The organism is Roseibium marinum, assembly GCF_002906165.1.
Lineage (GTDB): Bacteria > Pseudomonadota > Alphaproteobacteria > Rhizobiales > Stappiaceae > Roseibium > Roseibium marinum.
The window spans coordinates 353,789-376,049 of the sequence record NZ_PPCN01000001.1; the positions used below are offsets into that span (position 1 = coordinate 353,789).

Annotated in this window: 17 protein-coding genes; 6 read left to right on the plus strand and 11 right to left on the minus strand. The window is 61.0% G+C overall.

All coding sequences use genetic code 11. The annotated features are described in order from the left end of the window. Positions 1 to 34: 34 nt before the first annotated feature. From CLV41_RS01680 to CLV41_RS01695, 4 genes are all read right to left on the minus strand, one after another. Complete coding sequence (locus CLV41_RS01680; RefSeq protein ID WP_103220541.1) at positions 35 to 1,747, minus strand: thiamine pyrophosphate-binding protein; 1,713 nt, start codon at positions 1,745 to 1,747, stop codon at positions 35 to 37. A gap of 385 nt (positions 1,748 to 2,132) precedes the next feature. Next, a complete protein-coding gene (locus CLV41_RS01685) occupies positions 2,133 to 2,864 on the minus strand; it encodes an IclR family transcriptional regulator (protein ID WP_170107084.1) in 732 nt (243 codons plus the stop codon). Between the two features lie 365 nt (positions 2,865 to 3,229). Beyond that, a complete protein-coding gene (locus tag CLV41_RS01690; RefSeq protein ID WP_103220543.1) occupies positions 3,230 to 4,168 on the minus strand; it encodes an NAD-dependent epimerase/dehydratase family protein in 939 nt (312 codons plus the stop codon). Between the two features lie 396 nt (positions 4,169 to 4,564). Beyond that, positions 4,565 to 6,262: a thiamine pyrophosphate-binding protein gene (locus CLV41_RS01695; protein WP_103220544.1), complete on the minus strand. Its 1,698-nt coding sequence runs from the start codon at positions 6,260 to 6,262 to the stop codon at positions 4,565 to 4,567. Positions 6,263 to 6,499: 237 nt separating this feature from the next. Here CLV41_RS01695 and CLV41_RS01700 point away from each other — a divergent pair, with 237 nt between their 5' ends. Genes CLV41_RS01700 through CLV41_RS01710 form a run of 3 tightly spaced genes read left to right on the plus strand, consistent with a single transcriptional unit; the run spans position 6,500 to position 9,215 of the window. Next, positions 6,500 to 7,480, plus strand: a complete 981-nt coding sequence (locus tag CLV41_RS01700; RefSeq protein ID WP_170107085.1) for a LacI family DNA-binding transcriptional regulator — start codon at positions 6,500 to 6,502, stop codon at positions 7,478 to 7,480. Positions 7,481 to 7,506: 26 nt separating this feature from the next. Next, positions 7,507 to 8,457: a 3-hydroxyacyl-CoA dehydrogenase family protein gene (locus CLV41_RS01705; protein WP_235867037.1), complete on the plus strand. Its 951-nt coding sequence runs from the start codon at positions 7,507 to 7,509 to the stop codon at positions 8,455 to 8,457. Beyond that, the gene (locus CLV41_RS01710; RefSeq protein WP_103220546.1) at positions 8,454 to 9,215 is read left to right on the plus strand and encodes an SDR family NAD(P)-dependent oxidoreductase; all 762 of its coding nucleotides are present in this window, start codon (positions 8,454 to 8,456) and stop codon (positions 9,213 to 9,215) included. The genes CLV41_RS01705 and CLV41_RS01710 overlap by 4 nt, the downstream gene beginning before the upstream one ends. 68 nt (positions 9,216 to 9,283) lie before the next feature. On the opposite strand, the gene CLV41_RS01715 is transcribed toward CLV41_RS01710, so the two are convergent. The 4 genes from CLV41_RS01715 to CLV41_RS01730 form a co-directional block, all read right to left on the minus strand. Beyond that, the gene (locus tag CLV41_RS01715; protein WP_103220547.1) at positions 9,284 to 10,369 is read right to left on the minus strand and encodes an acyl-CoA dehydrogenase family protein; all 1,086 of its coding nucleotides are present in this window, start codon (positions 10,367 to 10,369) and stop codon (positions 9,284 to 9,286) included. A gap of 12 nt (positions 10,370 to 10,381) precedes the next feature. After that, positions 10,382 to 11,542, minus strand: a complete 1,161-nt coding sequence (locus CLV41_RS01720; RefSeq protein ID WP_103220548.1) for an acyl-CoA dehydrogenase family protein — start codon at positions 11,540 to 11,542, stop codon at positions 10,382 to 10,384. Beyond that, positions 11,539 to 13,746 (minus strand): acetate--CoA ligase family protein, encoded by a 2,208-nt coding sequence (locus CLV41_RS01725; RefSeq protein ID WP_103220549.1) that lies wholly within the window; start codon positions 13,744 to 13,746, stop codon positions 11,539 to 11,541. Before CLV41_RS01725 ends, CLV41_RS01720 begins: the two co-directional genes overlap by 4 nt. Before the next feature lie 132 nt (positions 13,747 to 13,878). Then, positions 13,879 to 14,676, minus strand: coding sequence for an IclR family transcriptional regulator (locus CLV41_RS01730; protein ID WP_170107086.1), 798 nt, complete (start codon positions 14,674 to 14,676; stop codon positions 13,879 to 13,881). A 224-nt stretch (positions 14,677 to 14,900) separates the two neighbouring features. Between CLV41_RS01730 and CLV41_RS01735 the strand changes: the two genes are divergently transcribed. From CLV41_RS01735 to CLV41_RS01745, 3 genes are read left to right on the plus strand one after another with little or no spacing between them, the layout of a single operon-like run. After that, positions 14,901 to 15,302, plus strand: coding sequence for a Zn-ribbon domain-containing OB-fold protein (locus tag CLV41_RS01735; protein WP_103220551.1), 402 nt, complete (start codon positions 14,901 to 14,903; stop codon positions 15,300 to 15,302). Beyond that, positions 15,299 to 16,462 carry a thiolase gene (locus CLV41_RS01740; protein WP_103220552.1) on the plus strand — a complete coding sequence of 388 codons (1,164 nt, stop codon included), beginning with the start codon at positions 15,299 to 15,301 and terminating at the stop codon, positions 16,460 to 16,462. Before CLV41_RS01735 ends, CLV41_RS01740 begins: the two co-directional genes overlap by 4 nt. A gap of 20 nt (positions 16,463 to 16,482) precedes the next feature. Continuing rightward, complete coding sequence (locus tag CLV41_RS01745; protein ID WP_103220553.1) at positions 16,483 to 18,537, plus strand: 3-hydroxyacyl-CoA dehydrogenase NAD-binding domain-containing protein; 2,055 nt, start codon at positions 16,483 to 16,485, stop codon at positions 18,535 to 18,537. Between the two features lie 77 nt (positions 18,538 to 18,614). Here CLV41_RS01745 and CLV41_RS01750 read toward each other — a convergent pair whose 3' ends face one another. From CLV41_RS01750 to CLV41_RS01760, 3 genes are all read right to left on the minus strand, one after another. Further along, positions 18,615 to 19,901 carry a TRAP transporter large permease gene (locus CLV41_RS01750; RefSeq protein ID WP_103220554.1) on the minus strand — a complete coding sequence of 429 codons (1,287 nt, stop codon included), beginning with the start codon at positions 19,899 to 19,901 and terminating at the stop codon, positions 18,615 to 18,617. Further along, positions 19,898 to 20,416, minus strand: a complete 519-nt coding sequence (locus tag CLV41_RS01755) for a TRAP transporter small permease (RefSeq protein WP_170107087.1) — start codon at positions 20,414 to 20,416, stop codon at positions 19,898 to 19,900. The genes CLV41_RS01750 and CLV41_RS01755 overlap by 4 nt, the downstream gene beginning before the upstream one ends. 149 nt (positions 20,417 to 20,565) lie before the next feature. Continuing rightward, positions 20,566 to 21,603, minus strand: coding sequence for a TRAP transporter substrate-binding protein (locus tag CLV41_RS01760; RefSeq protein ID WP_103220556.1), 1,038 nt, complete (start codon positions 21,601 to 21,603; stop codon positions 20,566 to 20,568). Positions 21,604 to 22,261 lie beyond the last annotated feature (658 nt).

Genomic DNA, 22,261 nt, shown 5'->3' on the forward strand with positions numbered 1-22,261 from the left:
CGCAATCCGCCATCTCTCGAGGGGTGAAAGGCCGTCAAGCCCGCCCACCAATATCGGGAAGATCGGCGTAATCCGAACAGTCGCGATGGCTTGCGGCCGGGTCTACCTTGACGTCGACGACCACCGGGCCGCCGCGGCTGTGAGCCTCGCGCAAGGCATCGCCGATCTGATCCGCCTCGGTGACTGTAACGCCGGAGCCACCGAGGCCCTCGGCCACCTTGGTGAAATCGTGATCGTTGAAATCAACGCCGATGGCCTGATTCCCAAGGTTGTCGCGCACCATGCCGAGACCGGCGTTGTTGGCGACAACATAGACCACGTCGAGACCGCGTTCCGCCGCCGTGGCGATCGCATCCATCGTCATGACGAAGCCGCCGTCACCGACCAGGCCGGTGACCCGTTTTTCCGGACACACCACCTTGGCGCCGGTCGCCGCCGGCGTACTCCAGCCCATTCCGCCGATTCCGCCGGGTGCCACCAGTTGATGCGGATGGCGGAGCGGCAGACGCGAGGTGGCCCAGATCCGGTTGGTGCCCGCATCGAGTGTCAGGAGATCGTCTTTGGTGAGGAAATCGCCGAGCGCCCGCATGATGTCCGCGTAATGCACGGTACCGGGACGTGTCTTGTATTCCGGCAGAACACCGTAGTCGTTGTCCGCCTTGATCTGGGCGATCCGGGCCTTGCGCCTGCTGATTGTGATCGCATCCTGCGCGGGCTTGGTCAGCAGATAGTCGAGAACGTCGGAGACGTCAGCGGTGACGGCCTGATCCACCGGCAGAACCCAGCCCGCGTGCAGAGGGTCGATGTCCACCTGGATTATGGTCTGGTCGCCGGGGCGGAGCATTTTCTCATCCCGGAACCGGGTGTATTCCGCGCCGAGGCTGCAGCCGAGAACCAGGATCACATCGGCTGCCTGCACCATGCGGTTGGCGGCCGCGGAAGCCCAGGTGCCCATCATGCCGACGGCGATGTCCGAGGTTTCGTCGATCGTGCCCTTGCCGTGATAGCTGGACGTTACCGCGATCCCTTCACGGCTGGCGTACTCCTGCAGCTTCTCGCCCGACCGGCTCATGTAGATGCCGTTGCCCGCAATGATCACCGGAGACTTGGCGCTTGCCAGCGCCGTGACGATTTTTTCCAGGGCGGCCCAGTCCGGGACCATCGGCGTGTAACGCAGATAACCTTCGGTCGGATAAAGCTTCGCGCGCAGATCGTCGGGTACTTCCTGCTTGATGATGTTGGTGCGCATGATCATCGCTGCCGGTCCCTGGCGCGGGGTCATGGCATGCTTTATGGCCATTTGCGTTCCGTAAATCGCCTCGGCCGGCGTCGTCGCGAGGGTTGCGTATTTGGTCATGGTCTTGAGGACGGCGAACGCGTCACCCGCACCGTAGTCTCCCGTCATCGTCTGATAGACACCCTGCTGGGCGAAGCCGTCGTAGCAGGAGGTGTCTGTCATGATCACCATGGGCGAGGAGGAGAAATAGGCTTCCAGAATGCCGAAGGCGCCGGTCGTTGTCGCGAAAGGACCCTGTGCCATCAGAAGGCCGGGCTTGCCCGTCAGTTTGCCCGCCACCTGGGCCATGACCGAAGCCGACTGCTCGGTGCGCGCCAGGACAAGATCAAATTCGGACTGGCGGTCGTGAAAGGCCGGCAGCGACCAGGTGATGCCGAGACCGGGCAGCGTAAAGCCACGCGTGATGCCTGCCTCGATGAACGTCGAGATCACGCCTTCATTCGTTCTCATTCCAGTTTCCTCCAACTTCACAGGCCAGCAGGGGCCCGTCAATGCTTGTTATTGCCATCAATTAATTCTGCTATACGCAATTAGATTTTACAATAAGCATTTTTAAATTGAATGAAAATCTCCCGGGCAGGCGAAAGAAGCCCCTGTGCGGATGCGGGAAATTCGAGCTGAATGAGAGATGCTTGAAGCGCAAAACGCTTTAAGAGGTGTAGAGATTCAGGCGAAGGGGAGCTGAGAGGCAAGACGGAACGCATGCCTTCGGTCCTGCCAAAAGGCAGGGCGAAACCTGTCGCGGCGGTAGCGTTATCCGTGGCCTAGTGGTTTGATTCCAACATTTGAGCACGAGCCAAAAAGAAAACGCGTATCAAATGTCAAACTCGATCCGCTAGAGCATGCCCCGGGCGACCATTTCGATCTTGCGGGTGACGCCCAAAAGACGTGGGGCGAGATCGTTCATGAGCCGGTCCGTGGTGATGATCGACCGCAGCCCGCCAACATTGACCGCATAGACCGGATAGCCGTCGGCACGACAGACGGCGGCTCCGGCGGAATTGGCCTCTGCGATCCAGTCGCCACCACTGAGCGCGAAACCGTTTTCTGTGGCAAAGGCGATGGCTTTGCGCGCCGATTCTTCGATCGCGGGCCATTGCTCATCGCTATATCCCTGGCGGATCAACGCCAGGCGCTCTTCCCGCTCGGGACCCGGCAGCGCGGCGAGAAAGGCGCGGCCCATGCCGGTGCTGATCATCGGAATGCGCGAGCCGACACCCAGCCGGATCGCCATGGACGCCGGCGTCCGGCAGGCTTCGATATAAATGATTTCGATGCCGCTCGGAGTGCCGAGATAAACGCTGGCATCGGCATATTCCGCCAGTTCCTGCATGTAGGGACGGGCGATGTCGCGGATTTCCATCTGCGCCAGAACGTCATAGCCGAGCGTCAGAACCTCAGGCCCGAGCGAATAACGGCCGGTGCCTTCATCGTAGTTGAGATATCCGAGCTCGGTCAGCGTGAAGGTCAGCCGTGAAACGGTGGCCTTGGGCAGTTTCACGCGCGCCGCGATCTCCGCATTGCCGACGGGACGATTGTCCGGTCCGAAAGCCTTGAGAACGGACAATCCTCGAGCCAGTCCTGAATTGACCCTGTAGTCTTTCTCCCCGCTGTCTTCAGAGGGGGCAGCTTTCCGTTTGACCAATTCGACACCTGTCCAGCGCTAGTTGGAAATCATCAACACACAAACTCTCACCTATGGGGAATAGCGAAAACAGTCCGGTCTCCACAAGCGGAAATCATGAAACGGCGGTCAATTCCCTGAAAACCTGGGCCGTGTGGACGAATTGGAGATGCAACTCCCGGACCTTCGGGTGAGACAAGAGGCTTCGATCTGACGCGAAAAAATCCCGCCGATACGCTCCGCGGTTCTTTCCCCGTCATCTCTCGCCTCTTTTTTCACGAAATGCGCCTCCAAGTCGTCCACACAGCCTAGACATCTGACAGGCAGTGCCGTTCCGCGATCTCACAGTAAAGATTGACGGTTTCCCGGATCCCCTCGACCAGGGGCCGTTCCTGGAAATCACCGATGATCTCTTTGAGCGCGGAGGTATCGAACCCGTCACTCGGCGAGACGCGAAGGATGTCCGCGCAACTCACCGCCGCTTGGGGAACGACCTCTTTGATCGCGGCGACAACATCGTCTGTGGAATGAACGGTATCCGTGACATCCGACAGCAAGGCCCCATCCCAGGACGACACGGCGGCACGGACGAAGACATCCGCCACGTCGGCGGCATACTGGAAACAGCTGCGGGTTGTGAAAGGGATCTCATAAGATTTGCCAAGGGCAGCCGCCTCGATGGCCCTCGTGATGGCTGAAGTTTCCCCGTCATCACGACCGACACCGAAAACGACATACGGCCTTAGCCCCAGACTTGGCAGCTTGTGGTCTTCCCAGTAGATCCGGGCGATCTCCTCATCGGTCTTCTTGAACACACCGTAGAAATTCGAAGGTGCATTCGCCTTACCGCGCGGCTTGGCCGCGATGGAACTGGTGTAGATGATCCGGTCGATGCCGTGCTTGCCGGCAGCTTCGAAGATATTGATATGACCGCCGATATTGATCGCCGCTCCGAGCGCCGGGTTAGCCCGGCACTGCGGGATCTGCAAGGCCGCCAGATGAATGATGCCAGTCGGGCGCGTCTCCGCGATCTGGGTATTCAGCGTCTCGGCATCCCTGACATCGCAGATACGGAAATCGATCAGGTCCCTGGGCAGATCGGGTTTCAGGAGTTCCAGCCGGCGGTGATCGTCGCTGATATCCGTCGCGACCACCTGGATACCCCGGTCGATCAGCCTTGAAATGATCCAGGAACCGAGAAACCCCGTCGCGCCCGTAATGAAGATCTTTTCCGTCGAAGGGGTCATTTCCTACCTCGCATACCACCAGGATTCAGCGGCCTCCTCCCGCCGATCTTCATCAACGCAAAGCCTCTTTGGTTTCTTTCGGCAAACCCTGTCGCTTGCCCTCCGCCGATGCGAATTTCTATTTTTAAAACACTATTTCAAAAAGTATTGCAAGCGATATCGGCAATCCCGTATTCCACTGCCTACACGTGTGAAAACCGGTTGCAACGGAGAATGAGGCGGCGTTTTCTCAGAATCGAGGGGATGAAAACACATGATCAATCGACTGAAGACGCAAGGGCAGACAGGTGAAAGCGCATTAAAAGCAGCAGGCGCCAGACCGGATAGACCGGCCTGACGCCCAAGGGTGTCATTTCAGGACGGCAAGCCCGTTTTGACTTGCCGGATACGCATGAGTCAGGCCGCCGATGGCTCCCAGGCTTCCGGCGCGCGCGGGTGAATATCCGTCACCACATCGATCAAGACAGGCTTGCGTGCCGCGATGGCGTCTTTCAAGACAGGACCGAGTTCAGCCTGGTCCTCCACGCGAATGCCCTCGACACCGAAATCGCGCGCCACGGCGGCGAAATCCGTCGGCCCGAAGCGGTTGATCTCCGCCGGATTTCCACCCTCGCGTCCCGCGTAGAAGGAGGCCACCTTGGGTGTGCCCTGGCCGAATCCGGAATTGTTGTTGATGACGGTCACGACCGGGAGGTTCCAGCGTTTCTGGGTCTCCAGCTCCGTCAGATGATAGTAGAAGGCACCATCGCCTGAGAAGCAGACCACCGGACGGTCCGGTGCGCCGCACTGTGCCCCGAGCGCTGCCGGAAAAGCCCACCCCAGGGAACCGGCCGCGCGCAGGTAGCTCTGACCCGCATGCGGCAGATCGAGCATTGTCGCCGTCCAGATGCCGGAATAGCCCGTGTCCGCGACCAGAACCCCGTTCTTGGGAAGCGCTTCGGAGATTTCCCGGCACAGCCGTTCGACGCGGATCGGCGCGGCGTTCGATTGGCTGAGCGGTTCCATATCCGCCCGCCATGCGCCGACAACCTCGGCGACGTGGTTGGCCCAGTTCAACCACTCCGGACGAGCAATGTTTTTTTCGGCCAGGTCCGCCAGCGCCTGGCGCGGACAGCCCCAGACACCAGTGACATCCGGGTAGTTCCGGCCGATTTCCTGACCATCGAGATCGATCTGGACGATCGGCGTTCCCTGGGCCGGAACCTTGTAGTTGTTGGTCGGCTGATCGCCGGCATGACACCCAACGAAAATGACCAGATCAGCCTCATGGACCAGCCGGTTTCCGGGAGGGGCCGAATAGGTGCCGACTGTACCGATGTGACGTGGATGGGTTGTCGGGATAATTGTCCGTCCACCCAGAGAGGTTGCCACCGGAATGTTCAGTTGTTCCGCGAAGGCAAGCACTTCCTCATAAGCCTCGGCTTGGATGGCTCCCGTGCCGACCACCAGCACCGGCCGCTCGGATTGCGAAAGACGGCTGGCAGCCTCCGCGATCGCACGCGGCGTCGCCAGAGGACGATCCACGGGTAGACGGCCCAGCGCGGCGGGGGGAAGGTTCGGATTTGTCACTTCGCCCTTCTCGATGATCTCGCCTCCGAGGCCATTCAGGTCGAGATGCACCGGACGGGGCGAACAGTCAGTGGCCTGGCGGAAAGCCTGAGCCAGCAGATGAGGCAGTTCGCGCGCCTCGGCCACGTCCATCGAGGCCTTGGTCACGGAGGCGTAAAGCGGCGTATGGGGTACTTCCTGATAGGCGTTGCGATAGCGCAGCATCGGTTCCTTGCGGCCCGTCAGCGCCACGACCGGCGCGCGGTGAAGATAGGCATCCTGCAGACCGGCCGCGAGATTGGCCGCGCCGACCGACTGCGCCATGCAGACGCCCACGCGGCCACTCACCCGCGCATAGCCATCGGCCATATAAGCCGCGGACTTCTCGGAGTGCGTGAGGATACGCTTGATCCCCAACTCCTCCATTTCGACAAGCGTCGGCCGCAAGATCGCGTCCATGAAGAAAACATGGCTGACCCCCAGTTGCTTGAAGGATTCGGCGATATAGCGCGCGCCATTCTTGGGCGCTGAACGGTTCTTTGTCATGCGGGACCTCCCGATCTGTGTAATTTATGTAAGCGCTTTCATTTGGGTTGATTTCACATTTCTCCCCTGTTTTCAATTAATTTTTCATTTTTGAAATCAAATTCCAATTCAATTTTGAAATCGCTTGCAGAAAATTTGTACAGGCCATATGTTCACCTGAACATGCTCAGGCAACTGGAAGGCCGATCGCGCGTGCCCCAACAGGAAAAGACACACACTCCGCCCCGGAAGGTCCGGATGGAAGAGGTCGCCAAGGTCGCCGGCGTCTCGCTCGCCACCGTTTCGCGGGCGCTGCGGACACCTGAGGCCGTGTCACCGAAACTGCGCACGCGCATCGAGGAGGTGTCGCGGCGGCTCGGTTATGCGCCCAACCGGATCGCCGGCAGCCTCGCGGGAGCGCGCACGCCCCTGATCGGCGTTATCGTTCCCAGCCTGACCAATTCCTTCTTCGCGGGCACGCTGGAACAGATGACCACGCTGTTCGAGGCCAAGGGCTACCAGTTGATGATCGGTCAGCACGGATACGACACGGACCGCGAGGAGCGGATCGTCGCGGCCTTTGCCAGCTGGAACCCCTCCGCCCTGGTCGTGACCGGACGTGCCCACACGAGGAATACCCTCAACACCCTGTCCTCATCAGCCTGCCCGGTCGTGGAGATGTGGGATCACGGTGAGCGCCCGCTCGATTCCGGCATCGGCTTTTCCAACCGGGCCGCCGGTAAACTGGCCGCGCGGTTTTTCGCCGAACAGGGCATCGCCAAGGCGGCGTTCGTCGGTGCGATCCTGGACAAGGATGATCGCGCCCGGGCGAGGGCGGAAGGGTTCAGGCAGGAATTCCTGCACCTCACGAGGTTCGAACCCTTGATTGTCACCGCGAATAACCGCGAGCTGGGCGAAGGCGGATCTGCTCTTAAACGTGTCCTGGGGCAGCAGCCGGAGACCTCCGCCATTGCCTTTTCCGGAGACATGCTCGCCGTCGGCGCCATGTTCGAGGCTGACCGGATAGGCCTTTCCATCCCCGGCGATCTCAAGATCCTGGGCTATGGCGATCTCGACATCGCTCGCAACACAAATCCCCGGCTGACCACCATCCGGCCGCCGCACAACGCGATCGGTGAGGCCGTGGTTCGTCATGTTCTGGAAAGGCTCGAAGCCCCGGACACGCCGAGCGTCAACCTGGATCTCGGGGTCAAGCTGATCCTGCGGGAGACCGTTTGAGGGAATAACATCATGGGAGGAAGACATTGGAGATCCAGCGCGTTGCCGTAATCGGTGCGGGCACCATGGGCCATGCGCTGGCCCTCGTTCACGCCTTGGGCGGCTGCCGGGTAAATCTATTCGACAGCAACCCGGATGTGCTGAACGGCGCACCTGCAATGATCCGGGCTGCCTGCGCCACACTTCGTGAGGCGGAGGCAATCACGGCAGGACAAGAACACGATGCACTCGGCAGGATCGCTCCAGCCGGGACACTGGCCGAGGCTGTCCGGGACGCGGACCTGATCGTTGAGGCCGTTGTCGAGAAGGCCGGAATAAAACGGGGCGTCTTCGCCGAAATCGACCGGTTCGCGCCAGCCATGGCCATCCTCGCCAGCAACACGTCCTATCTCGACATCTTCCCGCTGATCCCGGAGGCCCGGCAAGCTCGTGCGGCGATCGCGCATTGGTACACTCCGCCCTACATCGTCGACCTTGTCGACCTCGCTCCGGGACCTCACACGGATGAAGAGATCATCCCGGCGCTGAAGGCGCTTTACGAAGGCTTCGGCAAGGCGCCGCAGGTGTTCAAGCATCTTGTGCCCGGCTACATCGCCAACCGGTTGCAGGCTGCGCTTAATCTCGAATGCCTGCGCATGATCGACGAATTCGGCGTTTCGGCGCAAGACATCGATTTTTCGATCCGCCACGGTTTGACCGAACGCCTCGCCGTTCTCGGGCACATGCGCAAGATGGATTACACCGGACTGGAAATGGTGCGCAACGGTATCGCCGGCGGCACCTATCAGCCGCCCCGGAACACGGGCGAAAGTCCGGTCCTCGACCGGTTGATCGAGGCCGGGCGCGGCGGTGTCCGCTCTGGCGCCGGTTTCTACGACTACGGCGGCGCGTCCGCCGAAGAGCTGTTCCAGGAACGCGATCTACGACTTCTGCGGCTCAAGACACAACTTCAAGCACTCATGGGGGAGGAACAATGATCCATGCTGATCTGACAGGAAAACGCGCTTTGGTGACGGGCGGTGCCTCGGGCATCGGGCTTGCCTGCGCGACAATGATGGCGGAGATGGGCGCAACGGTTGCCATCAACCATCTGGAGGACGACCCGATCGGTCCGGCGAAGGTGGCCGAGCTCACGGAAAAGGGGCTCAAGGTCCTCTCCGCACCCGGCAACGTCTCTGTTCCGGGCAACGCCGAAGCCATGGTCACGGCCGCCGTCGCGCAAATGAGCGGGCTGGACTATCTGATCAACAATGCCGGCACCGCCGGCACCCATGACAAGATCCCGCCTTCCGAACTCGACAAGATGACAGAGGATTTCTGGCGGCTCCTTCTGGGAACCAACCTGATCGGCCCGTTCAGATGCGCCCATGCGGCAGCCGGAGCCCTGAAGGAAAGCCGGGGCGCGATCGTCAACATGGCATCGATCGCCGGCATCGGGCAGCAGGGCAGCTCAATCGCCTATGCGGCAAGCAAATCCGGACTGGTGAGCCTGACCCGCAGTCTGGCGCGCGGGCTCGCGCCCGAGGTCCGGGTCAACGCGGTGGCGCCGGGACAGACGAAAACCCCCTGGACGGAGGACTGGCCGGAGGAGCGCAAGCAGTGGGCCCGGGATCAGGCGGTTCTGAAACGCCGGTCCTCTCCCGAGGATATCGCCGAGGCGGTGCTTTATCTCTGCGCCGGGGCCGCCATGGTGACCGGTCACGTTCTGGTCGTCGACGGCGGCATGACCCTTTGAACAAAAAAAGCCGGGGCGGACGCCCCGGCAAGTCACGGTTCTCTCTGGGAAGAGCTTCTTAAACTCTGTCAGGCCGCCGCGCGAAAACGCCGGAGACCGGCCATCCGGCCACCGTCGAGCCGGGTGAGCAGCAACAACCGTTTGACCATATGGCCCACCGGAAGTTCATCGGTGACCCCCATGCCGCCATGGAGCTGGACCGCATCGCGCAGCACGGCGCGCGCATTGTCGTAGATCTTGACCTGTGCCGCGCAGACAAGCTTCGAGCGGAAGGCCGTATCGTCGCTTGCCATCGCCTCAGCGGCCAAGAACACCATGGACTGCGCTTCCTCCCGCTTGATGAACATGTCCGCCATCCGGTGTTGAATGACCTGGAAGCGGCCGATCGGACGCCCGAACTGCTCGCGCAGCTTCATGTATTCGAGAGTCTCGCGGTAAAGCCGGTCGATCAGACCGGCCAGTTCCGCCAGTTTGCCAACCATCGCCAGATCATTGCCGTAGGCAAGGGCCTCTTCGCATCCGGCAATGGCTTCCGGCGCCGCGCGGCGGACGCCTTTGAAGGAAACCCTGGCGGCCGATTGCCCATCGACCACGCGATACGCTTCGACCGAAGCTTCACCGGCGGGAACCCTGACAAGTAGGGGCGCGCCCTCGCATTCCGCCACGACCCAGAAGGCCGCAGCCTGCGCGCCGCCGATCAGCAGGGGCACGGAACCTGTCAACACGAGGTCATCGCCCTCACGCGTAGCCCGGATAGGGGCATTGGCGGGACCGGCCGCGATCAATTCGATGCTTTCACCGGCCAGAACGGGCGCCAGCGCAGCCGCGGCCTTGTCAGATGGCAGCGCTCTGGCGAGCGTCGGCGCGCAATGCATGACCACGGGGCCAATCGGCTCCAGAACAAGGCCCGCGCCCAACACGCTCATGAATGGAACCACCTGCCTGGGCGTCAGACCAAGTCCACCGGCCTCCTCACTCACAGGAGCTGCGAGCCAACCGAGTTCGGCCATTTCGCCCCAGTGGGCAGGCAACTGGCCGGCGGAAGCGGTAAGCATTTCATTCCGCAGCGCCAACTCGTAATGATCCGCTATGAACCGCTCCGCCGTTGCTTTCAGCAGCAGCGTTTCCTCATCGGGCAGTTTGAAATCAATCATGAAACGCTCCGCTTATTTGAGGCCCAGGACCTGGGTCGCCAGGATGCTGCGCTGGATTTCATTGCTGCCGCCGTAGATCGAAAGCTTGCGCCAGTTAAGGAACTGATAGACGGCGTTCTCGAACGGCTCTTGCACTCCCGCGCTATCACGCGCCGCTAGGGCGGCCGGACCGGCGATATCAAGCATCACCTCGGTGAGCGCCTGCTGGATTTCCGTTCCCCGCACCTTCAGCAGGGAGGTCTCCGCGCCGATCTTCACACCCGCCTCGACAGCTGCGAGCAGGCGCAGCGTGGTCGCTTCGATAGCCATGATGTCGATTTCCAGGGTATCGAGCGCATTGGCGATCTCCGGTTCCCCCGCGCGGCCGGAGGCATCCGCGGCCTCGCGCACTCTTGCAAGGAGTTGCTTCGAGCGGCCTATACCACCGATGCCGAAGCGCTCATGTTCCAGAAGCGCCTTGGCGTAGGTCCAGCCCTTGTTGATTTCGCCGACAACAAGGTCATCAGGTACGTACACCTGATCGAGGAAGATCTCGTTCACCTCCTCTGTTCCGTCTATCAGCCGGATCGGACGGCGGGAGACGCCAGGCAGGGACATGTCGATCAGCATCATGGAGATGCCTTCCTGCTTCTTCACGTCCGGATCGGTCCGCACGAGACAGAAGATCCAGTTGGCGTATTGGGCGTAGGTCGTCCAGGTCTTCGAACCGGACACGAGCCAGCCGCCGTCCGTACGCACCGCCCTGGTCTTCAACGACGCGAGGTCGGAGCCGGCACCGGACTCGGAAAAGCCCTGGCACCACCAGTCCTCACCCGACAGGATACGCGGCAGGAACCGCTGCTGTTGCTCGAGCGCGCCGAACTGGATCAGGATCGGTCCGATCATCTTCAACCCGAAGCCCGGCAGCGGAGGGGTGTGCAGGCGGAACATCTCCTCATCGGCGATAATGCGCTGGCGCGCGGTCCAGCCCGGTCCGCCATGCTCCTTCGGCCAGGCCGGTGCGACCCAGCCCTTCGCGTGGAGGCTTTTCTGCCAGCGTGAAAAATCCTCGCGGGTCAGCGGCGCACCGCGCGAAACCCTGGCGCGGGTGTCGGGATGAAGCTCGCCGGCAACGTATTCCCGGATCTCTTCACGGAAGGCCTGATCCCCGGGGCTGTTCAGCAGGTCCGTCATGCCTGGTTCTCCGGCTTGATGATCAGCGCATCCACGGCGATGCAGCCCTCGCCTTGCGGCAGGACAATCAGCGGGTTGATGTCGATGCTGTCGATGCTGTCGGCATGGGCGACCGCGAAGGCCGACAGACGCAGCACGGCCTCTTCAAGCGCCGCGCGATCGGCACGCTCGGCGCCGCGATAGCCTTCCAGAAGCTGACTCAGACGGGTTTCGTCAATCATCTCGGCGACATCCGCCTGGCTCAACGGAGCGCGGCGGAGGGCGACATCGTTCATCAGCTCGGTCATGACACCACCCACACCCAGAAGGATCATCGGTCCGAAATCGGGATCGTTCTGCATGCCGAGGATCGCTTCCACGCCGCCTGTGACCATCTTCTGGACAAGGCAGGCGGCAGGCGCATCCCCGAGTTTGTAGCCGTCGATTTTTCCGCTCAGATCGGCGAAGGCGGTACGAACCGCGTCGGCATCGGCAAGGTTGAGCCGCACCAGACCGGCTTCGCTCTTGTGCTCCATGCCATCGGCCAGTCCCTTCATGACGACCGGGTATCCGATTTCCTCGGCGGCCGACAGGGCGTCGGCCTCGATCCGGACCAGCGTCTCGCCGACCATTGGCAGGCCGTAGGACTTCAGGGCTTCCTTGGCCGCGTGTTCGGAAAGGCTGCGCCCTGACGCTGCAAGCAGCTTCTCCACCGTCTCGTCCGCACCGGCCTCGATGTCCAGCAGTTTCCAGTCACTGTCGCCTTGTGAGGCTGACTTGCGTTTGTGGTACTCCACGAAGCGCTTCAGTGCCTTCAGCATTTGCTGGCTGCCGCGATAGATCGGCAGCGACTTGTCGGCGGCCAGGAAATCCCAGCCGGGCTCTACGATCTTGCCGCCGTCGTAGACGATCACGATCGGTTTGCCGGCGGTCTTGGCAAGTTCCAGAACCGGCTCGATCAGCCGTCCGCGCCAGGCTTCGCGCACCTGATGAATGAAGACGACCATGATGTCGGTGTTTGCATCCGCCAGAACCGCCTCGAGGGCCGCACCCCAGCGTTCGGGATGATTGTTGACGTTGCCGGAGAGATCGAGCGGGTTGACCGGCGGCGTGAAATCGAGCAGCGGCCTCAGCTTCTCAACGGTCTCCCCGGTGAAATCCGCCATCGGCAATCCGAGTGCCTCCGACTGGTCGGCCATGACGCCGCTCCAGCCGCCGGAGAAGGTGACCACGGAAATGCGCTCACCGTGCGGCGCGGGGCATTTCTCGAACAGCGCGGCAACATCCGCGAGCTCCAGCGGATCGTCGACCGAGACAATGTTGTTTTGCCGGAAGACGGCCTCATAGGTCCGGAAAGCGCCGGCCATCTTGCCGGTGTGAGCAAGCGCGGTGCGCGCGGCCCTCTGGCTGCGGCCCAGCTTCAGAACGATCAGGGGCTTTTCCACTTCCCGCGCCCGCTTGGCCAGGTCAAGGAAACGGTCCGGGCTGCGCAGGCCTTCCAGGGCCATGCAGACCGACCTGATCTCCGGATCCTCCAAAGCCCATCGGGCGTAATCGGCGGCCTCGACGTTCAGTTCGTTGCCGGTCGAGACCAGATAGCGCATGTGAACGCCCTGGTCGTGCGCCCGCGACAGCATCACCATCAAAAGCTGACCGCTCTGGGAAATCAGGGCCGTATGACCCGCCGACATGTCTTCCGGGAAGGTTGCGGCCGTCAGGCCCATGAAGCCGCTGTCCAGATTGGCAAGGCCGAGGCAATTGGGTCCGCAGATCGCGATCCGATTGCGGTTGGCGACCTCGCGCAGCGTTTCCTCCAGCTTTCTGCCTTCTTCGCCGGTTTCGGAAAAACCGGACGCCAGGATGACAGCGCCGCGTACGCCCTTCTGACCGCATTCCTCAAGAATGCCCGGCAGGACCCGCTGTGGTACGAACATCAGGGCGGCATCGACCGGTTCGGGGATCGCGGATACTGAAGGATAGCAGCGCAACCCGTTCAGCTCCTCGTATTTCGGGTTTACCGGAAAAATCTTGCCTCTGTAGCCAAGGCGCCGCAAAACGGGGACCGCTCCACCGCTCCAGCCTTGCGCGTTGGCGCTGGCGCCGATCACCGCAACACTGCGGGGCGCCATCAGGCCTGTGAGCCGGTCAAAGAGATCGCTTTTGTCATTTGTTTCGTCGGAAAGGTCCGCCGCTCCCTCGGCCGCCCCTTGAGCGCTCCCAGCCATTTACATCTCCTCCAGGCTCATCGTTGAGGTCTTTATCATTCAGGAGATCGGTCGGGTCAAGTATTTTTAAAACATTTGTCCGCATAGCGAAATTCAAGTGAGTGACTCAGATCGGAACTTCAATCGCCAGACCTACCGGTGAAAGGCTCTGCGCATACGGCTCTCGATCACTTGCGCCGAGTTCAAAAGCGCCGCCGCATATTCTCCCTTGAGGCGTTCGGCCGTGAGGACCGAGGACAGGCCGGAAATGGATAAAAGCAGAGGGTCTCCGTCGTCGACGAACCGGATGACGGTCGCCACGGCACTCAACTCCGGCCACCAGCCTCCAAACGAGCAGGCGAAGCCCTGCTTGTCACAAGCGGCAATTTCGGCTTTCACGCTGCCTTCCTGCGCGGCAAACAGGTCGGGGTCGTTTTCCGCGAGTCGGGCCAGAAGATCCTGCCGTTGTATTGAGGTGAGACTGGCGAGATAGGCTCTTCCGATGGCCGTTTGCAGCATTGGCACTAGGGCGCCGGCATCCAGATTGAGAACGATGGCCTCGGGCCGCCGCCGCAGTTCCAGATACCGGATATTCAACCCGCTTGGGACGCCCAGCGCCACTGAAAACGGCCCCAGTTCGGCCAGGGTTTCCATCACGGGACAAGCAATGTCGCGGATTTCGGTGGCCACGAAAGCCGCGCGCCCCATCTCCATGACCCGCGGCGTCAGGCTGTAGCGCCCGGTGTCGGGGTGATAGGCAAGATAGTTGAGGCTGCGCAGCGTATGGGTGAAGCGTGAGACTGTCGGCCTTGGCAAGCCGGTCCGTTCCGCCAGATCCTGGTTGCCAAGCGCGCGATCGTCCGGCTGGAAAGCCGACATGATCCTCAGTCCGCGCTCAAGGGACGCGACAAATTGGCGGTCCGTCTTGCCCTCTTTATCGCTGCTGCTCATTTCACACCCTCCATCGCGTCTTGCGCTTCTTGATAGAAAACATCCCGCCGGCGCACAAGCGAACAGAGCTTTTGCGCCAGCCATGCTCCGGTTGCCAGTCTGGTTTCGGAATGCTAGCATATATTGAAACATAGTTTCGCATTGCGAACACTTAGTTTAAATAACCCAGGAAAGATAAGTGACCGCCGCCGTCTAGCTGAGGTGGCGTACGAAAGGGAGGAAACATGGCCAGCTTACCCAAAGCCGGGCCCGATCAGGCTTTTCAGGAGCACGTCGCTGACGGACGCCTCTGGCTGCAATACTGCGACGATTGTGGTGAGGCAGTGTTCATGCCGCGCATCCTTTGCCCGCATTGTTCGTCGCTCTCGCTTGAGTGGCGTCCCGTCTCCGGACGCGGCACCGTTCACACACTGACCGTCCTGCACCGGCGCTCCAGACCGGGCGAACCTGAAAAGATCAACCATGCCATCGTCCTGGTTGATCTCGATGAAGGGCCGAGAATGATGAGCCATCTGCCAGGTACGGCGCCGGAAGACATCCGCATCGGCATGCGCGTCCGCGCCCGGTTCGAGGGTGAGGACGGTGCCCGCGCGGTCGTCTTCGATCGAGAGGAGGGCGCGGCATGAGCACTGCGAACGGATCTTCCCTGCGCGGCGGCGCGGCCATTGTCGGTGTCGGTACGGCTGGCCTTGGCGAAGCCCCGGGCTTCAACGCCATGGATATCCAGGCGCTCGCGGTACGCGAAGCGCTGGACGACGCGGGTTTGAAACTGTCCGACGTGGACGGCATCTTCTGCGCCAACATGAGCCACACTTTCCCGGTGATCTCGACCATCGAATATCTCGGTATCCAGCCGCGCTGGATCGACGGGACCAATACCGGCGGCTCCAGCTTCGTGGCCCATGCGATGGCCGCGACCCTGGCGCTCCAGGCCGGGCTCTGCGACGTGGCGCTGATCTGCTACGGCGCCACCATGCGCTCGGGCGCGGGCCGGATGGTTCCGGCAACGGAGCAGCCGGTCTATGAAGTCCCTCACAAGCCGCGCTATCCGATGACCGCCTACGCCATGTCCGCGGCTAGGCACATGGCGCAATTCGGGACCACGCGTGAGCAGCTCGCCGAGGTGGCTGTCTCCGCGCGCCTGTGGGCGCGGAAAAACCCGCAGGCATTCGAACGCGGCCCGCTTTCCATCGACGATGTTCTGGGAGCGCGCATGGTGATGGAGCCGCTCACCGTACGGGACTGCTGTCTCCTGACCGATGGTGCCGGAGCCGTGGTCATGACCCGCGCCGACCGGGCGCGCGATCTGAGGAAAACGCCCGCCTATTTCCTCGGCGGCGGTGTGGCCTCCTACAATCGGGCGGTGTCCGAAATGCCGGACCTTACCAGCACGGCCGCGAAGGATTCCGGCGAAAGGGCCTACGCCATGGCCGGCATGAAACCGTCGGACATGGATGTCCTGCAGCTCTACGATGCCTTTACCATCAATGTAATCCTGTTCCTGGAGGATCTCGGTTTTTGCCCGAAAGGCGAAGGCGGTGCCTTCGTTTCCGGCGGGCGGATCGCTCCCGGCGGCGAGCTGCCGGTCAACACCAATGGCGGCGGGCTCTCCTTCTGCCATCCCGGCATGTATGGCGTCTTCACCCTGATCGAGGCCACCCGGCAGCTGCGCGGCGAGGCGGGAGACCGGCAGGTGAGTGATGTCGAGACCGTGCTCTGCCACGGTAACGGTATCACGCTGTCGCATCAGGCAACGGCCATTTTCGGCACCCAGGCCACGCTTTGACAGCGGAGACACAGGACATCATGGAAAATCTCATCGATACGCAAACCCGCGGTCCGCTCGGGATAATCCGCATGCAGCGCGCGCCCGTGAACGCTCTCGGGCACGCATTGCGCGGCGCTATTTCCGAGGCGCATCGCGGCTTCGAGGCCGACCCGGCAATCAGGGCCACGGTGCTTACCGGGAACGGCAAGTTCTTTTCCGCCGGTGCCGACATCACGGAATTCGACACCGGCCGCAAGAAGCCCTACCTGACCGACCTGATCGCGCGGCTCGAAGAGGGCACGAAACCGGTTGTCGTCATCATCAATGGCATCGCCTACGGCGGCGGTTTCGAACTGGCGCTCGGCTGCGACTACATTTACCTGCTTCCTCAGGCCAGGCTCGCCTTTCCCGAGATCAATCTCGGCAACATTCCAGGCGCCGGCGGTACACAAAAATTGCCGCGACTGATCGGCGGACCGAAGGCGCTGGACATCATCCTGACCGGCACACCCATCGATGCCTCCAGGGCGCTGGAACTGGGCATCGCCGAAACCATCGTCTCCGATGAGGAAGAAGCGCTCGCCAGGATCACGCAAACCGTGGAAGCGGGTCTGCCGCGCCGCCCGGTCCGGGACCTGACTGTCCCCGGCTCCGCGGATGAACTGGAGACCGCGGCGGAACCCCACCTGCGCCGTTCGCGCGGTGCTATGGCGGTGCTCAAGGGCGTTGAGGCCGTGCGCATGTCCTATTCGGCTCCGATCGACGAGGCGCTCGCCTGGGAACGCGACACCTTCCACGAACTCAACGCTTCTTCCGAAGCGCGTGCGCAGCGTCACATCTTCTTCGCCGAACGGTCCGCCCGCAAGATCGCGGATGTTCCAGCGGACACGCCGCTTCGCCCGATGGAAAGTGCCGGCATTATCGGGGCCGGCACCATGGGAACCGGCATTGCGATGTGTTTTGCCAATGCCGGCATTCCCGTCCGCGTCATCGAACAGGAGCAGGAGCGTCTGGACCATGGCCTTGCCAGGATCCGGCAGACCTATGAGACGATGCGGGACAGGGGCCGTATTTCAGCGGAAGAGGCGCAAGCCCGCGCTGGCCTGGTTACCGGCTCTGTGGATCTCGCGGCTGTGGCGAATGCGGATATTGTCGTTGAAGCCGTGTTCGAGGCGATGGACGTCAAGCACGAGGTGTTCGCAAAGCTGGATGCGGTCTGCAAACCGGGCGCGATCCTGGCCACCAACACTTCGACGCTCGACATCGACAAGATCGCCGAGGCGACCAGCCGTCCGCGGGACGTGATCGGTCTGCATTTCTTCTCGCCCGCACATATCATGAAGCTTGTGGAAGTGGTGCGCGCGCGGAAGACCGCAAAGGACGTGATCGCCACCTCGATGGCTCTCGGCCAGCGCATCGGCAAAATCCCGGTCCTTGTCGGTGTCTGCGATGGGTTCGCGGGCAACCGCATGTTCATCAACTTCAACCGCGAGGCCCAGATCCTGATCGAGGAGGGCGCCTTGCCCTGGCAGGTCGACAAGGTTTTCACCGACTGGGGTCTGGCCATGGGGCCTCTGTCGGTGATGGATCTCGCCGGTCTCGATGTCGGCTATCGCATCCGTCAGGCACGCGGGTCTCAAACTCCCTATCCTTTCACGACTGCCGATCGTCTGGCCGAGTCCGGAAGATACGGTCAGAAAACCGGTCGTGGCTGGTATCTCTATCCAGAAGGAGCGCGGCGCGGGGTCCCGGATCCGGAGGTGGAAAAGCTGATCGAGGATGTATCGCGCGAAAAGGGTATCAGGCGCCGTCCGGTGACGGATGAAGAGATACTTCGCCGCTGCCTCTGGCAGCTCGTGAACACCGGCTACCAGATCGTCGAGGAGGGAATTGCCCAGCGAACCGGCGATCTCGATGTCATCTTTGTCAACGGCTACGGCTGGCCCCGGACCCGGGGCGGTCCGATGTTCTACGCCCGGGAAACCGGACTTGCCCAGGTTGCCGCTGACGTTACCCGCTTTCACGAGGAAATCGGTCCACACTGGAAGCCTTCCGCCCTGCTGCTTGAAGAGGCGAAAGCCGCTGGCGCCTGACGCGGTAAAATAGCAATCTTGAAAAGAAAACGGCCGCCCCTGGGAGCGGCCGTTTTTTGATGTGGCGCCGTCCCGCGTCAGGCGAAGCCGAAGAGGCGCGGGAAGAACATTGTGAAGAAAGGCACATAGGTAATCAGCAGGAGAACGGCGATCTCGGCAGCGACAAAGGGCAAGATCGCCACGCTAAGTCGCGCCAGCTTCACTCCCGACACTCCGCAGGCGGCGAACAGCACCAGTCCGAATGGTGGCGTCACCAGGCCGATCGTCAGGTTCACGCAGGTGATCAGACCGAAGTGAATCGGGTCCACGCCGTACTGATAAGCGATCGGCGCGATCAGCGGTCCCAGCACGATGATGGCAAAGCCCATGTCCAGGAACATGCCCAAAACCAGGAACAATATGTTCACAAGGAGCAGGAAGACATACTTGTTTTCGGTCAGGTGAACGAAGGCGAGCGTCACATGTTCAACCAGATTGTAGTAGCTCACCAGCCAGCTGAAGGACTTGGCGCAGGCCAGAAGAAACATGATCATCGCTGTCGCGGTGACCGTGTGCTTCAGGACATGAACGATGTCATCCCAGCTCAGCGTGCGATAGACAAAAAGACCTATCCCCAGCCCGTACATCACGGCGACCGCGGAAGCCTGGGTCGGGCTGAAGAAGCCGCCCAGAATGCCGCCCATGATGATGGCCGGCAGGAGCAGGGCCGGAATGCCGCGCAGGATGGCGATCAACAGATTGACGAAACCGACAAAGGGAACGCGTTCGCCTATCCCTTTTCTGACGGCCACGAGATAGGCCGTTGCCATCAGGAACAGCGCCACCAGAATGCCTGGCAACAATCCGCCGAGGAACAGGCCGGCAATAGAAACGTTCATCACCGAGGCGTAGAGCAGCATCGGGATGGACGGCGGAATGATCGGACCGATCACCGAGCTCGAGGCGGTGACTGCCGCGCTGTAGTCCTCGTCGTAGCCGTTTTCCTTCATCGCCGGAATCATGATCCCGCCGACGGCCACCGTATCGGAGACAGCCGAGCCGGTGATGCCCGCGAAGAACATGCTGGCGATGATGTTTGTGTGGGCCAGACCACCCCGGATCCATCCGACCAGGGCGCCGGACAGCGTCATCAGCCGGTCGGTGATCTTGGCCCGGTTCATGATCTCGCCGGCCATGATGAAGAAGGGGATGGCCAGCAGCAGCAGGTTCTCCGTGCTGGTGAACATGCGCTGCGGAATTTGCAGGAAGAGAAGCGGATTGCCCATGTCGATGAAGACGAAAATCGTCATCAGTACGAGACAGAGTGCGATTGGCACCCCGAGCAGAAGCATCGGGATGAAACTGCCGACAAGAATACCGATCATAGCTCTGCTTCCTCAATCTTCAGCTTTTCTTGGTCAGGGGCACCTGGCAGAGCCGAACCGATGGCGTTGAGTCCAAGGATCAAACCGCCCGCGGGGATCGACAGGTAATAGTAGTAAAGGTTGATATCGAGGTAGAGAGAGGTCTGGGAACGGCCGACGAAGAGAGCCATCTTGTAACCGTAGTAGACCATCACCCAGACCACGATCAAAGTGAGTGCCGCGAACAGAACGCGCAGTGCGGCCATGACTTTCGGCGCAAAGAAATCGTGGAGAATATCAACGCCGATATGACCGCCCCGCCGGGCAATCGCCCCGGCACCCAGAAAGACGACCCAGGTGAACAGCAGGTTGCTGACTTCTTCCACCCAGACAAGGGAACTGCCCGTGACCTGTTCGGTTACAATGCCGGCGGCATTGATCAGGAACAGCCCAGCGACCAGTATCATCGCAACGAGGAGCGTGCCCCGTTCGAGGTAATCCAGAAAGAGCTGATACAGCTCCGCGACCCGTTTCATGTAGAGCGATCCAAGTGGTCCTGTGACGTTTCGGGCACGCATCAGCCGAAGCGGTTTACACCACCTTGAGCCTGATGAAGCCCTTGTTCGTCAATCTGACAGAAAACAAAAAGGGCGGCCATGGTCCGGCCGCCCTTATAATCGAGGGATCAGGAACCTTCGCGGGCAGCGTCCGCGGCTGCAAGGATCTTGTCGACCCAGGCCTGACCGTTTTCACCGATCTTGCGAACGATGGTATCGATATACGGCTGCTGTCCCAGTGCACGGAACTGTTCGGTTTCTTCCGCGGTGGGATAATAGAACACCGCCCCTTCCTTCTCCATGGCTTCCTGAACGACGAGGGAGCTGAGATAGGAATGCGCGTTGCCGACGCGGGTATAAAGATCCGCGGCCTGAAGAACGATGTTCTGATGTTCCAGAGACAGCGACTGGAAGAATTCTTCGTTCATCATCAACGGGTGCAGGTTGTAGCTGTGCCGGGTCACCGTCACATGCGGGTTCACCTCATAGAGCTTCTTGGAGTACATCGAATAAAGCTCGGTGTCGTGGCCCTCGGCCATGCCCGCTTGCAGAGCGGTGTAGAGTTCGCTCCAGGTGATCGTGACCGTCTTGCTGCCCCATGCGCGGAACATTGCCAGAAGGCCCGGGTTTTCCGGAACGCGCATGGTCATGCCCTCTAGGTCTTTCGGGCTGTGAACGGGTTTTTCGGAATAGATGTTGCGGAAGCCCGCACCATCGGCCCAGCCGAGCACGCGCAGGCCGGTGTTCTTCAGGAACAGATCTGCCAGCTCCTGACCGACGGGGCCTTCCATCACCTTCCATGCGGTGAGGTTGCTGTCGAAGACATAGGGAATCTGGGTGATCGCGATCTCGGGTGCGAAAGGCACCATGATCGACGTATAGGCGCCGGCCACCTGAATGATGCCAACCTGTGCCTGTTCGACAATGGCGCGGCCGTTGCCGAGTGCGCCGTTGGGATAGACCTCAACGACCATCTCGCCATGTGACTGGCTTTCAATATAGTGCTTGAACGCATTGACGCCGGCGGTACGGCCAGCGCCCGGCAGCATCGTTTCGGCTTCGGAGGAATGACCAACCTTGATCACGATCGGTTCCGCAACCGCGGCACCCGTCATGGACATCGCGGTCAGAGCCAAACCTAGAATACCGGCCTTGAATTTCTGCATTTGATGAAACCTCCCTTTCCATCACTGTGAACACAGGAGTAGGGCGTTCATCGCCGTCTCCATCTATTATTATTTTTGAAACTCTATTTCAAAAATAAAAGGCTGTCGATAGGTTTCTCGTCCAGGGCTACGTTTTGCGCCGCCGGAACACGAAAACCAGAGCCCCCTTGATGACTGTCCGTGCGGAGAAAATGAAAAATTTTCCCTTTTGTTTCAATTGTATGAAAAGCGCGTCCAAATTCACAAATTTTAGCATGAGCTGCATCGTATCAACGCGGTCCGCTGCTCCGGAAACCGAGGCTTCTCCGTCGCGCCTGCCTGGTACCGCCGCTTTGATCCCGGAAAACACGGATCGAGCCGACAGAATTCATTTGGATGGCGCGCGGTTACTTCTTCACAAGCCGGAGCCAGTCGAACATATCTAAAGTTTTGAAAAATCTGGCGCACCCGACAGGATTCGAACCTGTGACCTCTGCCTTCGGAGGCGATATCGATACCTTTCCTAAATGCACGATAGAACGCGACAGGGCACGATAAGACGCTGAATAACATTGTCTTTTCCGGTCGGCTCCCCGAAGCTTCTATCCAGAAACAGGTCGCAGCTTTCGCCCGGCTGATTACGCAATGCTTACGTGAGAAGCCAGTCTGAAGGCGGGCC

What these genes read in the sequence shown, in the direction of transcription:
- CLV41_RS01680 (WP_103220541.1), bottom strand. Translation starts at nt 1,747, where the DNA reads ATGAGAACGAATGAAGGCGTGATCTCGACGTTCATCGAGGCAGGCATC.
- CLV41_RS01690 (WP_103220543.1), bottom strand. Translation starts at nt 4,168, where the DNA reads ATGACCCCTTCGACGGAAAAGATCTTCATTACGGGCGCGACGGGGTTT.
- CLV41_RS01695 (WP_103220544.1), bottom strand. Translation starts at nt 6,262, where the DNA reads ATGACAAAGAACCGTTCAGCGCCCAAGAATGGCGCGCGCTATATCGCC.
- CLV41_RS01700 (WP_170107085.1), top strand. Translation starts at nt 6,500, where the DNA reads ATGGAAGAGGTCGCCAAGGTCGCCGGCGTCTCGCTCGCCACCGTTTCG.
- CLV41_RS01710 (WP_103220546.1), top strand. Translation starts at nt 8,454, where the DNA reads ATGATCCATGCTGATCTGACAGGAAAACGCGCTTTGGTGACGGGCGGT.
- CLV41_RS01715 (WP_103220547.1), bottom strand. Translation starts at nt 10,369, where the DNA reads ATGATTGATTTCAAACTGCCCGATGAGGAAACGCTGCTGCTGAAAGCA.
- CLV41_RS01720 (WP_103220548.1), bottom strand. Translation starts at nt 11,542, where the DNA reads ATGACGGACCTGCTGAACAGCCCCGGGGATCAGGCCTTCCGTGAAGAG.
- CLV41_RS01725 (WP_103220549.1), bottom strand. Translation starts at nt 13,746, where the DNA reads ATGGCTGGGAGCGCTCAAGGGGCGGCCGAGGGAGCGGCGGACCTTTCC.
- CLV41_RS01730 (WP_170107086.1), bottom strand. Translation starts at nt 14,676, where the DNA reads ATGAGCAGCAGCGATAAAGAGGGCAAGACGGACCGCCAATTTGTCGCG.
- CLV41_RS01735 (WP_103220551.1), top strand. Translation starts at nt 14,901, where the DNA reads ATGGCCAGCTTACCCAAAGCCGGGCCCGATCAGGCTTTTCAGGAGCAC.
- CLV41_RS01740 (WP_103220552.1), top strand. Translation starts at nt 15,299, where the DNA reads ATGAGCACTGCGAACGGATCTTCCCTGCGCGGCGGCGCGGCCATTGTC.
- CLV41_RS01745 (WP_103220553.1), top strand. Translation starts at nt 16,483, where the DNA reads ATGGAAAATCTCATCGATACGCAAACCCGCGGTCCGCTCGGGATAATC.
- CLV41_RS01750 (WP_103220554.1), bottom strand. Translation starts at nt 19,901, where the DNA reads ATGATCGGTATTCTTGTCGGCAGTTTCATCCCGATGCTTCTGCTCGGG.
- CLV41_RS01755 (WP_170107087.1), bottom strand. Translation starts at nt 20,416, where the DNA reads ATGAAACGGGTCGCGGAGCTGTATCAGCTCTTTCTGGATTACCTCGAA.
- CLV41_RS01760 (WP_103220556.1), bottom strand. Translation starts at nt 21,603, where the DNA reads ATGCAGAAATTCAAGGCCGGTATTCTAGGTTTGGCTCTGACCGCGATG.